Raw genomic sequence first — 13,908 nt, forward strand, 5'->3', positions numbered from 1 at the left:
CCCGACAAGCGCAGCTGCGGTTCGCACCAGAGCGCTGACCACGCACATGCGGGAGCGCGTGAGAAGATGCCCGCATGGCAGAACAGCGATACCGGGTCAGCGAGGCCGCATCGCTCCTCGGGGTCAGTGACGACACCGTTCGTCGCTGGGGTGCAAGCGGCCGCCTCGACCTGCAGGGAGACGCCGGCGCGAAGACCGTCGCGGGCGCTCAGCTCGCGGCCCTTGCCAAGGAACTCGCCGACGGCGACGCCAGAGCCGACTCGGCCGAGCTGCCGCCAGCATCCGCCCGCAACCGGATGCGAGGCATCGTCACCAAGCTGACGCTCGACACCGTCATGGCCCAGGTCGAGGTGCAGGCGGGCCCCTTCAGGATCGTGTCGCTCGTGTCACGCGAGGCCGTCGACGAGCTCGGGCTCGAGGTCGGGAGCCTCGTCGTGGCCAGCGTGAAGGCGACGAACGTGGGAATCGAAGGAGTGCACAGTGCCTAGGAAGCGGAGACCAGGAACGCTCCGGTCCGTCGCTGCCGCCCTCGGGATCCTTGTCCTGGGCACGCTCGCGGGGTGTGCTCCGATGGCAGCCCCGACTGGGCCCTCCGGCGAGGCGTCCGTGTCTCCGTCACCCAGCGAGACCGGCCCGACCGGCAACGTCACCGTGTATGCCGCATCCTCGCTCACCGAGACGTTCACGCAGCTCGCTGGGGAGTTCGAAGCGGAGCACCCCGGAGTCACCGTGACCCTGAACTTCGGCGGCAGCTCGACGCTCGCGGACGAGATCGTGGCCGGCAGCACTCCCGTCGACGTTTTCGCCTCCGCCGATGACGCGACGATGAAGACGGTCGTGGATGCGGGACTCGTCGAATGGACCCCCGCGACGTTCACTCGCAACGCGCTGGTCATCGTGACGCCCAAGGGTAACCCGGCCGGCGTCACGGGCCTCGAGGACTTCGCCGACCCCACGCTGAAGATCGCCGTGTGCGCGGCGAAGGTTCCCTGCGGCGCCGCGAGCGCCAAGCTGTTCGAGCAGAACGACATCGTTCCGAAGCCCGACACCAAGGAGAGCGACGTCAAGGCGGTGCTCACGAAGGTGCGTCTCGGCGAGGCCGATGCCGGACTCGTCTACGCGAGCGACGCGAAGGCCGCAGCGAGCGAGGTCACTGCGATCGAGTTCCCCGAGGCGCTCGACGCGGTCAACAACTACGGCATCGTCCCGCTCAAGGCTGCGCCCAATCCGGAGGCGGCCGCCGCCTTCACCGAGTTCATCCTCACGGCGCGAGGCGTCGAGGTGTTCGATGAGGCCGGCTTCCTCAGCATGACGTGAGCGACGCGCCGGGGAATGCGGAGGGCGGTCGCGGCGTTAACCCCGACCGTGCGGGCATGCCCGCGCGCCAAGATCTGAACCTCTCAAGGAGTACTGTGACCGACTCGCGCACCGCGACACGCGACGCCGAACCGACCCCAGCTGAGTCCGCATCCGCGGGCGCAGCCGCCTCCACGAGCGAGCTCGGCGCGGACCCGCGCACTCGCTTCGTGATCCCACTCCTGCTCGTCTCCGCGTTTGTCGTCATCCTCAACGAGACGATCATGGGCGTGGCGCTGCCGGCCCTCAACGCCGACCTCGGCATCCCGCTGGCGACCGGCCAGTGGCTTACGACCGCCTTCATGCTGGTCATGGCCGTCGTCATCCCCATCACGGGGTTCCTGCTGCAGCGGTTCCACGTGCGCCAGGTGTTCATGGCGGCGATGATCCTCTTCTCGCTCGGAACGCTGCTCTGCTTCCTCGCGCCCGGCTTCGAGGTCCTGCTCCTCGGCCGCATCGTGCAGGCCTCCGGTACCGCCATCATGATGCCGCTGCTCATGACGACCGTGCTCAACATGGTCCCGCCGGAGCGTCGTGGCCGCACGATGGGCAACATCTCCATCGTCATCTCGGTCGCACCCGCAATCGGACCGACGGTCTCCGGCCTCATCCTGCAGGTCTTCGAGTGGCGCTGGATGTTCGGCTTCGTCCTTCCGATCGCCATCGTCGCGCTTGTCCTCGGAGCCCTGTTCATCAAGAACGTCACCGAGCCGCGCCAGGCGAAGATCGACGTGCTCTCCGTCATCCTCTCCGCCTTCGCGTTCGGCGGCCTCGTCTACGGCTTCTCCGGGCTCGGCGAGAGCTCGGCGACGGCCGTCGTCCCCGCGTTCGTCCCGATCCTCGTCGGCGTTCTCGCGCTCGGCGCATTCATCTGGCGCCAGATCGCGCGCCAGAAGACGGACTCCGCGCTCCTCGACCTGCGCGTCTTCACGAGCCGCCAGTTCACGGTGTCGCTCATCCTCCTCGCGGTGAGCTTCATGTCGCTGTTCGGCACGATCATCCTGCTGCCCATCTACATGCAGGAGGTGCTCGGCTACGACACCCTCCGCGCCGGCCTCACCCTGCTGCCCGGTGGCCTCACGATGGGTCTGCTCGCGCCGTTCGTCGGCCGTCTCTTCGACCGGTTCGGCACCAAGCCGCTCATCATCCCCGGCTCGCTCGTCGTGAGCACGGCGATCTGGGGCATGACGATGCTCGGCGAGAACTCCGAGCAGTGGATGGTCATCGCCGCCCACGTCACCCTCTCGATCGGCCTCGCGCTCATGTTCACGCCGCTCATGACAAGCGCGCTCGGCGACCTGCCCAAGTCGAGGTACTCGCACGGCTCCGCCGTCGTGACCACGGCGCAGCAGCTGGCCGGAGCCGCAGGCACGGCGATGTTCGTCGTCGTCATGGCCAACTCGACGCTCGCGGCGGCCGGTGAGGGCCTCGCCCCCATCTCGGCTGAGGCGCAGGGCATCCACTCTGCCTTCCTCGTGGGTGCGTGCATCTCGCTCGTCACCATCGTCGGCACGTTCTTCGTGAAGTCGACGCCGAAGCGCGCCGACGCGGAGATCCCGATGGGTCACTGAGCCTGCTCAGCAGACGGAGGGCCCGGCACCAGAGACTTCTGGCGCCGGGCCCTCCGTTCGTCCCCGCCCGGAAGATCTTCCTCTCGAGATTTGCGAAGATGGGGAGTCGAACATCCACCGAGCTGAGGAGCGACCATGGCTGACGCGCCCGAGATCGTCGAGAAGTCCATCACTTTCGAGGCCGCACCGGAGCGGCTCTGGGCCATGCTCACGGAGCAGGAGTCGTTTGCGAGCTGGTACGCGTTCGGAGGCGCGACGATCGAGGCCGAGCCCGGGGGAGTGCTCGCCGTCCACTGGCCGGAGCACGGCACGTTCCGCGGCGAGGTGACGCTCGTGGAGTCGCCTCGTCGCTTCGGCTACCGCCTCGCCGCGGTTCCGGAGGAGGACCCTCAGCCGCAGAACAGCACCGTCGTCGAGTTCACGATCGAGCCGGCAGACGGCGGGTCTGCGCTGACCGTGCGCCATTCGGGTTTCGAGGGGCTCGAAGGGCTCGCTGCGGATTCGACGTCGGCCGAGATCGAGACGATGGCCTGGACGGCGGCGCTGCCGCTGCTGCGAGAGGCACTCGGCGAGGCCCCGGCAGAGGAGATCCCGCTGCTCTGATCCCGTTGCTCGCTCTGATCCCGCTGCTGTGTGACGGGCGCGGCATCGTGCTTGGACTCAGCAGAAGTTACGGGCTCGAAACATGGGCGTCACGTGCTCGGAAACGAGCAACCGTAGTTTCGCACTAGACAACGCATGATGTCGTGAGCGAAACTTCTCGGAGTCGCAACGACGCGACCACGAAAGGTTTTCACATGACCGACGTCGACCCCACCCTCGAGATGTCAGACGGCGCCTTCCACCGCCTCCTCGGCCCTGAGGCTGAACCCGGCTTCCTCGCCGACTCCGAGCTGCCCGCCTACTGGGGCCGCAAGTGGGGTGCACAGGACGAGGTCGGACGCCTCCGCACCATCATGATGCGCCGCCCCAGCGCCGGCCTCGAAGCCGTCGAGAAGGCGGGGGAATCGACCTGGATGCCCGAGATTGGCGCCTACGTCGACCCGGACCGCCGCTGGTACTGGTCTGGCCGCGAGTTCCCCGACCTCGAGAAGCTGCACAGCGAGTTCGACAGCTTCGTGAAGGTGCTCGAGGACAACGAGGTCGAGGTCGTCATGGCCCCCGACCTCGCCCCCAGCTTCACGAAGTCGGTCTTCACTCGCGACCCGCTCGTCACGATCCCCGGCGGCGCGATCATCGGCCGCCTCGCACCACGCATGCGGCGAGGCGAGGAGCAGTCGATCACGCAGACCGTTGCGGCCCAGGGCATGCCGATCCTCGGCACGATCACGGGCACAGGCCTCGTGGAGGGCGGCAGCTTCATCAAGGTTCGCCCCGACCTCGCGTTCTTCGGCACCTCCGTGCGCTGCAACGTCGAGGGGTACCGTCAGCTCAGGAACATCCTCGAGGAGCAGGGCATCGAGCTCGTCCACTCGCAGATGCCCGGCTACCAGATCCACCTCGACCTCTGCTGCGCCATGCTCGACGACGACCTCGCGCTCGTGAACTCGCGCATCGCCCCCTACGACTTCCTCGACGCGCTCTGGAAGCTCGGCATCGAGACCGTCGACGTCGCACCCCAGGAGGACTGGGCCTGCAACCTCCTCACCCTCGACCGCCGCAAGCTGCTCTTCCCCTCGCACCTGCCGCGCACGGCTGAGCTCCTCAACTCGAAGTACGGCGTGGAGATCATCCCCGTCACCTACCGCGAGATCAACAAGAACGGCGGCGGGCTGCACTGCTCGACGATGGAACTCCAGAGGGACTGGTAAGCGATGTCAGAGAAGGTCACCGGCGGAGAGCTCGTCATCCGAACGCTCGAGGCGCTCGGCGCTGAGCGAGTGGTCGGCCTGCCCGGCCAGCACGCGCTGCCCATGTTCGACGCGCTCGGCGACTCGTCGCTCGACTACCTCGGCGCGCGAGTCGAGAACAACGCGGCGTTCATGGCGGACGGGCACGCACGCGTCACCGGAACCGTCACCCCGCTCCTGCTCTCGGCCGGCCCCGGAGCGCTGACGGCGCTTCCCGGTCTGCAGGAGGCGGCGACGGCGAGCTCGCCCGTGCTGCTCATCTCGGCGCAGGTGCCGACCCCCGGCATCGGCGGCCAGGCCCACGGCTACCTGCACGAGCTGCGCGACCAGGAGTCGCACTTCCGCGGCATCGCCAAGGGCACGTGGAGCATCCGCTCGGTCGACCAGATCGTGCCGACCCTCGTCGAGGCGTGGCGCACGGCGCAGAGCGCCCCGGCTGGCCCCGTCTACGTCGAGGTGCCGCACGACGTGCAGCAGGCGAGCGTCGAACTCGTGGACGGGCAGCTCGGCGGCCTCGCGGCGGAGGCGTACGCGCTCGCTCCAGAGGCCACGGGTGCGCAGCTCGACGCCGTCGCGAGGCTCCTCGTCGAGTCCTCGACGCCGCGCATCTACGCGGGCGGCGGCGTCGTCCGCTCCGGCGCCGGGGAGCTGCTCGAGCAGCTCGCCGAGCAGCTGCAGGCCCCCGTCGTCACGACCTACGGCGGGCGCAGCGCCTTCCCGTGGGCGCATCCGCTCTCGGCCGAGGGGTGGATCGAGGACATCGCGACCACCGAGTTCCTCGAAGCCGCCGACGTGCTGCTCGTCGTCGGCACGGGCCTGAGCGAACTCTCGTCGAACTACTTCCGACTCGCCCCGACGGGCACCGTCATCCACGTCGACGCCGACGCACGTGTGCTCGGCGCGAACCACGAGGGCACGATCACGCTCCGCTCCGATGCCGGCCTGGCGCTCCAGGGAGTCCTCGACCGCCTCCGCGCGAGCGAGCTCGGAGAGCGAGCGGATGCGCGCCCCGCCATCGACGAGCTCCTCGCAACCGTGCGGAGCAGGCTCGACGCGCAGCCCCTCGCCACGGAGCGGGAGCTCATGGACACCCTGCGCTCGGCCATCCCCGACGAGGTCGCAACCTTCTGGGACATGACGATCAGCGCCTACTGGGCCTGGTCGGCGTGGGATGCGCGCGGCGGCGTGTACGAGAACGGGCAGTGCGGCGGGCTCGGCTTCGGGCTGCCGGCGGCCATCGGCGCCTCCTTCGCCTCCCGCTCGCGCGAGACGCCGAACGGCGCCCCCGTCGTCGCGATCTCCGGCGACGGCGGAGGGCTCTACGGTGTTGCCGAGCTGTCCACACTCGCGCAGTCGCAGCTCAGCGTGACCTGGCTGGTCGTCGACGACGGCGGCTACGGCGTGCTGCGCGGCTACATGAACGAGGCATACGGGCGAGCCACGGCGACCGAGCTCACGGGCCCTGACTACCTGGCGGTGGCGCGTGCGTTCGGCATCGAGTCGAGGGCCGTGGAGCTGGACACGCTCGCCGACGAGCTCGCCGCGAGCATCCGCACCCCCGGACCCCGCGTGCTTGTGCTGCCCGCCACCCTCGAGCTGTTCGAGGCGACCCACACGCACCGGCCGGCGGTCCACCGATGAGAGCCCTGCCCGTCGTGCCGCGCAACGAGCCCGCCGCCATCGGCGGCAGGCTCCGGTCGGTGCGCCAGCTTCGCCAGATGACGATCGAGCAGCTCGCCAGTGCGACGGGGCTCAGCAAGAGCTTCCTCAGCCGCGTCGAGCGCGACCAGACGTCGCCGAGCGTCTCCACGCTCGTGCTGCTCTGCGACGTGCTCAACATCGAGGTCGGCGAGCTCTTCAGCGCACCGGATGCGCAGCTCGTCCGCTTCGACGACGCACCGCAGATCAACCTCGGCGGCACCAACGTGTACGAGCGCCTGCTCAGCCCCCGCAACGACCCGCGCTTCCAGGTCGTGCGCTCCCGCGTCGACGCCGGCATGTCCGGAACAGGCGGGGAGGAGCTGTACTCCGTGAACTGCGAGGTCGACTTCCTGCACGTGCTGCGCGGGTCGATCACGGTGGTGCTCGCCTCGGAGACGTGGGACCTCGAATCCGGGGACTCGATAACGCTCGACGGTCGCGAGCCGCACACGTGGCACACGCGCGACTCGACCGAGGGGGTCGAGCTCCTCTGGGTGCTCGCCCCTGCCGCGTGGGGAGGCACGACCTGACCTTGCCCGACCCACTACTGTCGTTCACCGGCACAGACCGAGCGATCGCTCGGCACGTAACGCCCTTGTAAACCCTGCGTGACTTGGCGCCTCCGGCGGCAAGTTGCCTCCTAGATTACGCATGTTGCCTACAGATGATCACTGCTGGTGATCAAGAGAAGGAGAAATTCACATGGCATCCAAGAAGCTCATGAAGGCGGGCCTGGCTGGCGCCTCGTTCGTCGCCCTCACCGCACTGCTCGCCGGATGCTCGTCCGGTGACGCCCCGGAGGCCGACGTCTCCGAGGTCGCCGTCGACGAGGCGGCTGTCGCGCTCCTCCCGCAGGAGATCGCCGACGCCGGCACCCTCACGGTCGGCACCGAGGCGTACTACCCGCCCTACGAGTACCTCGACGCCGACGGTGCCACCGTCATCGGTCTCGACATGGACCTCATCAAGGCCGTCGGGCAGAAGCTCGGCCTCGAGGTGCAGATCGAGAACGTCGCATTCGACACGCTCCTCCCGTCGCTCGACACGGCACGCTACGACGTCGTCGTCGCCGCCATGACCGACACCCCGGAGCGCCAGGAGAACTACGACTTCGTCGACTACTTCAACGCCGGCCAGGGCATCGTCGTCGCAGAAGGCAACCCGGAGGGCATCACCGCCGAGGCCGACCTCTGCGGCAAGGCTGTCTCCGTGCTCCGCGACTCCGCGCAGCAGGGCATCCTCGAAGCCTTCAACACCGACATCTGCGCATCGAGCCCCATCGAGATCTCCGCGCAGGCCACCGACAACGACGCCCTCATCCAGGTGCAGTCCGGCCGCGCAGCAGCGTCGGTCAGCCAGTACCCGGTCGCGAGCTACAACGTCGAGCAGGCAAGCGGCTTCGAGCTCGCCAACGAGGAGCCCTTCCAGCCAGAGCCCCTCGGCATGGCGGTCGCGAAGGACAACCAGCTGAGCGCAGCCATCCAGGCGGCGGTCCAGTCCCTCATCGACGACGGCACCTACACCGAGATCCTGACCTCCCACGGTCAGGAAGGCGGAGCCGTCGAGGAAGTCACCATCAACGGCGCCGAATAGGCCCCGCGGAGACTGACGAACAACAACGGAGCTGAAGAACAGTGAACACCTCGACCGGCCCCTCCACGGGCGCGACGGGAGCGGTCACCACCGCCCCCGCCGCGCCCGCGGCCGACGCCCCCAAAATCGTCCCGCTGCGGCACTACGGCCAATGGATTTTCGCCGCGATCGTGCTCCTCTTCCTCGCGAAGCTTGTCTACGACGTCGCGACGGGATCGAGCATCCGCTGGGAGAAGGTCGGCTCGAGAGTCTTCGCAGAGGCCATCATGCAGGGCCTCCTCATCACCATCATGCTGACCGTGGTGAGCATGATCCTCGGCATCATCGGCGGCATCACCCTCGCCGTCATGCGCATCTCCAGCAACGGAGTGCTTCGTGCCATCTCGAGCGGATTCGTGTGGATCTTCCGCGGGACGCCGATCCTGGTGCAGATCCTCATCTGGTTCAACCTCGCGCTGTTCTTCCCGCAGATCGACCTGATCTTCATCCAGCTCGACACCAACGCCCTCATCCTGCCGCTCACCGCGGCCGTCCTCGGCCTCGCGGCCAACGAGTCCGCCTACATGTCGGAGATCATCCGCGGCGGCATCATCTCCATCGACCCGGGCCAGAAGGAGGCGGCCGAGGCGCTCGGCATGACGCAGGGCAAGATCATGTTCCGCATCATCCTCCCGCAGGCGCTGCGCTCCATCGTGCCGCCCATGGGCAATGAGCTCGTCACGCTCCTCAAGGAGACGTCGCTCGTGTCGGTCATCGGTGCTGGAGACCTCCTCACGAGAGCGCAGCAGATCGGCGCCGCCGACTTCAGCCGCATGGAGATGCTGCTCGTCGCGAGCATCTGGTACCTGATCCTCACCTCGATCGCGAGCATCGGCCAGGGCTTCCTCGAGCGCAAGCTCGGCAAGTCCCGCGGCTTCACGACCCCGGAACCCGTGTGGAAGCGAGTGCTCACCTCGATTCTGCCCAACCGCAGGTCTGCAGGAACAAGCAGAGAGGCAATCCGCTGATGCCCGCATCCGCATCCACATCCGCCGCACCCATGATCGAGCTGCGCAACGTCGCGAAGTCGTTCGGCAGCGTCGAAGTGCTCAAGGACATCTCGCTCGACGTGCACGCCGGCGAGGTCGTCAGCATCCTCGGGCCATCGGGCTCCGGGAAGTCGACGCTCCTGCGCTGCCTCAACCACCTCGAGACCGCCGACCGCGGCGTCATCAGGGTGGCGGGGGAGCCCGTCGGCTACAAGGAGAAGAACGGCAAGCTCTACGAGCTGCGGCCGAACGAGATCGCGAAGCGCCGTCGCGACATCGGCATGGTCTTCCAGCGCTTCAACCTGTTCCCGCACATGACGGCGATCGAGAACATCATCGAGTCGCCCGTGCAGATCCTCGGACACAAGAAGTCGGCGGCCATCGCAGCCGCCAAGGAGCTGCTCGAGCAGGTCGGCCTCGCCGACAAGGGCGACAACTACCCGTCGCAGCTCTCCGGCGGGCAGCAGCAGCGGGTCGCGATCGCCCGTGCGCTCGCCATGAAGCCCAGCGTGCTGCTCTTCGACGAGCCCACCTCGGCACTCGACCCGGAGCTCGTCGGCGAGGTGCTGCAGGTCATGACGAAGCTCGCCAAGGAGGGCATGACCATGGTCGTCGTCACGCACGAGATCGGCTTCGCGCGCGACGTCTGCGACCGTGTCGTGTTCATGGACGGCGGCGTCATCGTCGAGGAGGGCGCCCCGGAGGACGTCATCCAGAACCCCAGGCACGAACGCACGAAGCGCTTCCTGGCGCGCGTGCTCAAGTGAGCGAGCTGACATGACGCGTCCACTGGTGATCTTCACCGACACGACCGACCTCTCGCAGGAGCCCGCCTCGAGGCTCCTGCGGGAAGCGGGCTACGCAACCGCCCACCTCGAGCTGCCGACCTCACCGGGACTCGACGCGATCGTGCCCCGCGAGCACCTCGCCGCCGTCGCCGCGGTCGTCGGCTACGCCCGCATCACGGCGGACGTGCTCGCGCAGCTCCCATCGCTCCGGCTCCTCGCGACGAGCTCCGTCGGCACCGACATGATCGACGCGGATGCGGCCGCCGCCAGAGGCGTGAAGATCGTGACCCTCGCTGGGGTCGCGACGGAGGAGGTCGCGGCGCACGCGCTCACGCTGCTGCTCGCCGCCGAGCGCTCCCTGCTTCGAAGCCTGCAGCTCGTGCGCAGCGGAGAGTGGACTGACGAGGCCACCGAGCGCCTCCGCGTGCCTCGACGCCTCAGCACGCTCACGCTCGGTCTTGTCGGGCTCGGCCGCATCGGCGGCAGGCTCGCCGAGATCGCGCGCCCCAGCTTCGGTCGCATCCTCGCCTTCGACCCCTACGCGCAGGCGGCACCGGACGGCGTCGAGCTCGTCGGCTCCCTCGAGGAGCTCCTGCGCGCGTCCGACTCGTTGAGTCTCCACCTGCCGCTCACCCTCGAGTCGAGGGGCATCATCGGCGCTGAGGCGCTCGCCCTCCTGCCGGACGGCGCCGTCGTCGTCAACGTCTCGCGGGCGGGCCTCGTCGACGAGGCCGCAGTTCAGGCCGCCCTGGCTGACGGCTCCCTGCGTACCTATGCCGCCGACGTCCTCGACGGGGAGCCCCCGCACCCAAGCGACGCCATGCGCACCGACCCTGGCACCCTCATCACTCCGCACACGGCCTGGTGGTCGGACGCGGCACTCGCCGGCTACGAATCGCAGCCAGCGCTCAACATCATCGCCGAGCTCGGCGCACCAGCCGACCCCACCGGGAGCACTCCATGACAGACAAGCCCGGCCTGCCGCACTCGCAGGCAGACGCCACAGCATCCACCCCGGCCGCCGCCCACGAGAGCTTCCTGCGCGACTTCGACACGATGGGCGAATTCGGGGCGACGGGGCATGGCGGCGTCGACCGCCAGGCCGCGAGCGACGCCGACAACGAGCAGCGCCGCTGGTTCCAGGCGCTGCTCGAAGGGCGCGGCTTCACCGTCGAGTACGACCGGATCGGCAACCAGTTCGGGCTGCTCGAGCTCGTGCCTGGCGCGCCGTTCGTGCTCATCGGCTCGCACATGGACTCGCAGCCGACAGCCGGCAAGTACGACGGCGCCTACGGCGTGCTCGCCGCGGCGCACGCGGCGTTCCGCATCGCCGACGAGGCGGCCGCCGGCGGCATCGACGGCGTGAAGTACAACGTCGCCGTCGTCAACTGGTTCAACGAGGAGGGCTCGCGTTTCGTGCCCTCCATGATGGGATCCTCCGTCTACACCGGCGTGCTGCCGCTCGAGAAGGCCCTCGCCGTCCGCGACAAGGCTGGCATCAGCGTTGAGGAGGCGCTGCGGCCCACCGGCTTCCTCGGCGAGGGCACCGGCCCCGTCGCGGCGCTGTGCGCCGAGATCCACATCGAGCAGGGCCGCCTGCTCGAGAACGCCGGCACGACCATCGGACTCGTCACCGCGACCTGGGCTGCCAGCAAGTACCGGGTGGTCGTCAAGGGCGAGCAGGCCCACTCGGGAGCAACCGTCATGGAAGACCGCAAGGATGCGCTCTACGGCGCCTCCCTGCTCGTCGTCTTCGCGCGCGAGCTCACCGACCGCTTCCCCGGCAAGCTGCACACCGCCGTCGGGCAGCTCGACGTCTACCCGAACTCGCCCGTCGTCGTCGCGAGCGAGGTGACGCTGCTGCTCGACCTGCGCAGCGACGACGAAGCCCTGCTCGCCGAGGCGAACGCCCTCCTGGACGCGCGCTTCGCGGAGATCGAGGCGAAGGCCCACGTCGAGATCGAGCGCACCCTGTCGCACTCGTGGGACGTCAACCCGTACCAGCCAGCCGGCGTCGACCTGGCCCGCTCCGTCGCCGAGGAACTCGGCCTCTCGAACGACGAGATCATGACCGTCGCCGGCCACGACTCGACGAACATGAAGGAGCTCGTGCCGACGGTCATGCTGTTCGTGCCCTCCGTCGACGGCATCTCGCACAACGAGGGGGAGTACACGGAGCCCGCCGACCTCGTCGCCGGCCTCGACGTCCTCACCGGAGTCGTGCGGCGCCTCGTCGCAGGCCACCTCTCCTGACCCTGCCCCGCCCTGTCCCTGCCCGCTCCTTGCTCCTGACTCCTTGCCCCCGCCCCTACTCCCCGCTCCAGCGCCGGTCGCTGCGGTCGAGCAGCACGTAGACGGTGCGGATGAAGGCGACCAGGACGCCGATCGCGCAGATGCCGCTCACGACGAGGGACACCCAGAAGATCATCGTGAGCGCCTCCTGCTGCTCGGTGCCGAGCGCGAGCTGGGCGGACGCCAGCGACGACACGACTCCGCTGAGCGCGCCGACGAGCACGAACACCATCCACCACATGAAGGAAGTCGCGGACGACCCGTCGGCCGCGGATCGGAACGAGCCCCTGGAGTGCGAAGTCATGCATCCAGTCTGCCGATCTCGCCCCGCCAAAGAATCCCCGGAGACCCGAGGCAGACCTGGGGCGCCCCGCAGTCGCCGTCCGGCTCAGGCGTGCAAAGATGACCGCATGTCGCGCACCCCGACCGAGCTTCTGAGCCCCGCAGACCAGGAGCGCCGGCGCAGCCTGCGTGTCATGAAGGCGGTGGCGTTGGGGGCCCTTCTCTTCATGGCGGTGGTGTTCGTGATCGCGTTCGCGCTGCAACGAGATGTGCCAGCGTTCGCGTACGTCCGCGCCGCCGCGGAGGGCGGCATGGTGGGCGCGCTCGCCGACTGGTTTGCCGTGACGGCGCTCTTCCGGCACCCGCTGGGCATCCCGATCCCGCACACGGCGATCATCCCGAAGCGGAAAGACGAGATCGGCCGCACGCTCGGCGAGTTCGTGGAGACCGAGTTCCTGCGCGGCGACGTGGTGCGGACGAAGCTGCAGGCCACGTCGATCGCGGCCCGCCTCGGCGAATGGATCGAGCAGCCGGAGCACGCCGAGCGGATCGCCTCGGAGGCCTCCATCATGGCGACGGGGGTGCTCGAGGCGCTCAGCGACGATGACGTCCAGGGCCTCATCGAGGACCTGGCTCGCGAACACCTCGTCGAACCGCAGTGGGCTCCCCCGCTGGGTGAGTGGATGTCGCGCGTCGTCGCGACCGGCGCGCATCGGGGCGCCGTGGACCTGGCCGCCGACAGCGCGGCCGCGTGGCTCGCCGCGAACCAGAGCGCCTTCGATGGCCTCGTGTCGAGGCGTCTCCCCTCGTGGGTTCCGTCAGCGGCGACCAGGCTCGTCGACAACACGGCGTACAACGAGGCGGTCAAGTTCGTCGCGGCGGTGCGAGCGGACGACGCGCATCCCGCCAGGGCCGCTATCGACGGCTACTTGGCTCGCCTCTCGGACCAGCTGCAGCACGACCCGGAGCTCATCGCCCGCTTCGAGGGCGCCAAGGGCAACATCTTCGACAGCCCCCGCATGCGCGAGCTGGCCGCGGAGGCCTGGAACGCCGCGAAGACGGGCCTCCTGCGCTCGCTTGCCGACCCGGCGAGCGCGCTCCGCACTCGCGCCACGGCGGCGCTCGTCGACATCGGGCAGCGGCTGACGACGGATGCGCAGCTCCAGCAGCGGGTGAACACGTGGGTCATCGACGCGGCGGTGTTCCTCGTCGACCGGTACCGGCACGAGATCTCGTCGATCATCTCGGACACCGTCGCGAGCTGGGACGCTGATGAGACGAGCGAGAAGATCGAGCTCATGGTGGGCCGCGACCTGCAGTACATCCGCCTGAACGGCACGATCGTGGGTGCCCTCGCGGGTGTGACGATCTTCACGGTCGCCCACGCCTTGCTCGGCTGAGGTCCCGCGCCCCGCACCCAGCCTCCCGCATCCCGGGTTCCGCACCC

The 13,908-nt window shown here is 68.8% G+C and carries 14 protein-coding genes; 13 read left to right on the top strand and 1 reads right to left on the bottom strand.

Going from position 1 to position 13,908, the window contains the following annotated elements; translation table 11 throughout:
* The first annotated feature begins 74 nt into the window (after positions 1–74).
* The 12 genes from GV007_RS15690 to GV007_RS15745 all read left to right on the top strand — a co-directional run bounded on the left by GV007_RS15690 (position 75) and on the right by GV007_RS15745 (position 12,140).
* The gene (locus tag GV007_RS15690; RefSeq protein WP_160074024.1) at positions 75–488 is read left to right on the top strand and encodes a TOBE domain-containing protein; all 414 of its coding nucleotides are present in this window, start codon (positions 75–77) and stop codon (positions 486–488) included.
* Between the two features lie 82 nt (positions 489–570).
* A complete protein-coding gene (modA, locus tag GV007_RS15695) occupies positions 571–1,317 on the top strand; it encodes a molybdate ABC transporter substrate-binding protein (protein WP_160074026.1) in 747 nt (248 codons plus the stop codon).
* A gap of 56 nt (positions 1,318–1,373) precedes the next feature.
* Positions 1,374–2,927, top strand: a complete 1,554-nt coding sequence (locus GV007_RS15700; RefSeq protein ID WP_104242206.1) for an MDR family MFS transporter — start codon at positions 1,374–1,376, stop codon at positions 2,925–2,927.
* Between the two features lie 135 nt (positions 2,928–3,062).
* The gene (locus GV007_RS15705; protein WP_160074028.1) at positions 3,063–3,530 is read left to right on the top strand and encodes an SRPBCC domain-containing protein; all 468 of its coding nucleotides are present in this window, start codon (positions 3,063–3,065) and stop codon (positions 3,528–3,530) included.
* A 194-nt stretch (positions 3,531–3,724) separates the two neighbouring features.
* Positions 3,725–4,738, top strand: a complete 1,014-nt coding sequence (locus GV007_RS15710; protein WP_104331405.1) for a dimethylarginine dimethylaminohydrolase family protein — start codon at positions 3,725–3,727, stop codon at positions 4,736–4,738.
* A 3-nt stretch (positions 4,739–4,741) separates the two neighbouring features.
* Positions 4,742–6,418 carry a thiamine pyrophosphate-binding protein gene (locus GV007_RS15715; protein WP_160074030.1) on the top strand — a complete coding sequence of 559 codons (1,677 nt, stop codon included), beginning with the start codon at positions 4,742–4,744 and terminating at the stop codon, positions 6,416–6,418.
* The gene (locus GV007_RS15720; RefSeq protein ID WP_160074032.1) at positions 6,415–7,008 is read left to right on the top strand and encodes a helix-turn-helix domain-containing protein; all 594 of its coding nucleotides are present in this window, start codon (positions 6,415–6,417) and stop codon (positions 7,006–7,008) included. The genes GV007_RS15715 and GV007_RS15720 overlap by 4 nt, the downstream gene beginning before the upstream one ends.
* Positions 7,009–7,180: 172 nt before the next feature.
* A complete protein-coding gene (locus tag GV007_RS15725) occupies positions 7,181–8,071 on the top strand; it encodes an ABC transporter substrate-binding protein (RefSeq protein ID WP_104242197.1) in 891 nt (296 codons plus the stop codon).
* Positions 8,072–8,112: 41 nt separating this feature from the next.
* Entirely contained in the window at positions 8,113–9,078 is a 966-nt protein-coding gene (locus tag GV007_RS15730; protein WP_104242195.1) for an amino acid ABC transporter permease, read from the top strand.
* Entirely contained in the window at positions 9,078–9,866 is a 789-nt protein-coding gene (locus GV007_RS15735) for an amino acid ABC transporter ATP-binding protein (RefSeq protein ID WP_328809503.1), read from the top strand. Before GV007_RS15730 ends, GV007_RS15735 begins: the two co-directional genes overlap by 1 nt.
* A gap of 10 nt (positions 9,867–9,876) precedes the next feature.
* Positions 9,877–10,851, top strand: coding sequence for an NAD(P)-dependent oxidoreductase (locus tag GV007_RS15740; RefSeq protein WP_160074034.1), 975 nt, complete (start codon positions 9,877–9,879; stop codon positions 10,849–10,851).
* Positions 10,848–12,140: a M20 family metallo-hydrolase gene (locus GV007_RS15745; protein ID WP_160074036.1), complete on the top strand. Its 1,293-nt coding sequence runs from the start codon at positions 10,848–10,850 to the stop codon at positions 12,138–12,140. Before GV007_RS15740 ends, GV007_RS15745 begins: the two co-directional genes overlap by 4 nt.
* 55 nt (positions 12,141–12,195) lie before the next feature.
* Here the strand turns inward: GV007_RS15745 and GV007_RS15750 are convergent, their stop codons facing one another.
* A complete protein-coding gene (locus GV007_RS15750) occupies positions 12,196–12,483 on the bottom strand; it encodes a hypothetical protein (protein WP_160074038.1) in 288 nt (95 codons plus the stop codon).
* Positions 12,484–12,589: 106 nt separating this feature from the next.
* Here GV007_RS15750 and GV007_RS15755 point away from each other — a divergent pair, with 106 nt between their 5' ends.
* Positions 12,590–13,861, top strand: coding sequence for a DUF445 domain-containing protein (locus tag GV007_RS15755; RefSeq protein WP_160074040.1), 1,272 nt, complete (start codon positions 12,590–12,592; stop codon positions 13,859–13,861).
* Positions 13,862–13,908: the final 47 nt, after the last annotated feature.

The organism is Pseudoclavibacter sp. 8L, assembly GCF_902506465.1.
Taxonomy (GTDB): Bacteria; Actinomycetota; Actinomycetes; order Actinomycetales; family Microbacteriaceae; genus Pseudoclavibacter.

Excerpts from the sequence above, each read along its gene's own strand:
- GV007_RS15705 (WP_160074028.1), top strand. The coding sequence starts at position 3,063 with ATGGCTGACGCGCCCGAGATCGTCGAGAAGTCCATCACTTTCGAGGCC.
- GV007_RS15710 (WP_104331405.1), top strand. The coding sequence starts at position 3,725 with ATGACCGACGTCGACCCCACCCTCGAGATGTCAGACGGCGCCTTCCAC.
- GV007_RS15715 (WP_160074030.1), top strand. The coding sequence starts at position 4,742 with ATGTCAGAGAAGGTCACCGGCGGAGAGCTCGTCATCCGAACGCTCGAG.
- GV007_RS15750 (WP_160074038.1), bottom strand. The coding sequence starts at position 12,483 with ATGACTTCGCACTCCAGGGGCTCGTTCCGATCCGCGGCCGACGGGTCG.
- GV007_RS15690 (WP_160074024.1), top strand. The coding sequence starts at position 75 with ATGGCAGAACAGCGATACCGGGTCAGCGAGGCCGCATCGCTCCTCGGG.
- GV007_RS15745 (WP_160074036.1), top strand. The coding sequence starts at position 10,848 with ATGACAGACAAGCCCGGCCTGCCGCACTCGCAGGCAGACGCCACAGCA.
- GV007_RS15700 (WP_104242206.1), top strand. The coding sequence starts at position 1,374 with ATGCCCGCGCGCCAAGATCTGAACCTCTCAAGGAGTACTGTGACCGAC.
- GV007_RS15740 (WP_160074034.1), top strand. The coding sequence starts at position 9,877 with ATGACGCGTCCACTGGTGATCTTCACCGACACGACCGACCTCTCGCAG.
- GV007_RS15735 (WP_328809503.1), top strand. The coding sequence starts at position 9,078 with ATGCCCGCATCCGCATCCACATCCGCCGCACCCATGATCGAGCTGCGC.
- GV007_RS15725 (WP_104242197.1), top strand. The coding sequence starts at position 7,181 with ATGGCATCCAAGAAGCTCATGAAGGCGGGCCTGGCTGGCGCCTCGTTC.
- GV007_RS15755 (WP_160074040.1), top strand. The coding sequence starts at position 12,590 with ATGTCGCGCACCCCGACCGAGCTTCTGAGCCCCGCAGACCAGGAGCGC.
- modA (WP_160074026.1), top strand. The coding sequence starts at position 571 with ATGGCAGCCCCGACTGGGCCCTCCGGCGAGGCGTCCGTGTCTCCGTCA.
- GV007_RS15720 (WP_160074032.1), top strand. The coding sequence starts at position 6,415 with ATGAGAGCCCTGCCCGTCGTGCCGCGCAACGAGCCCGCCGCCATCGGC.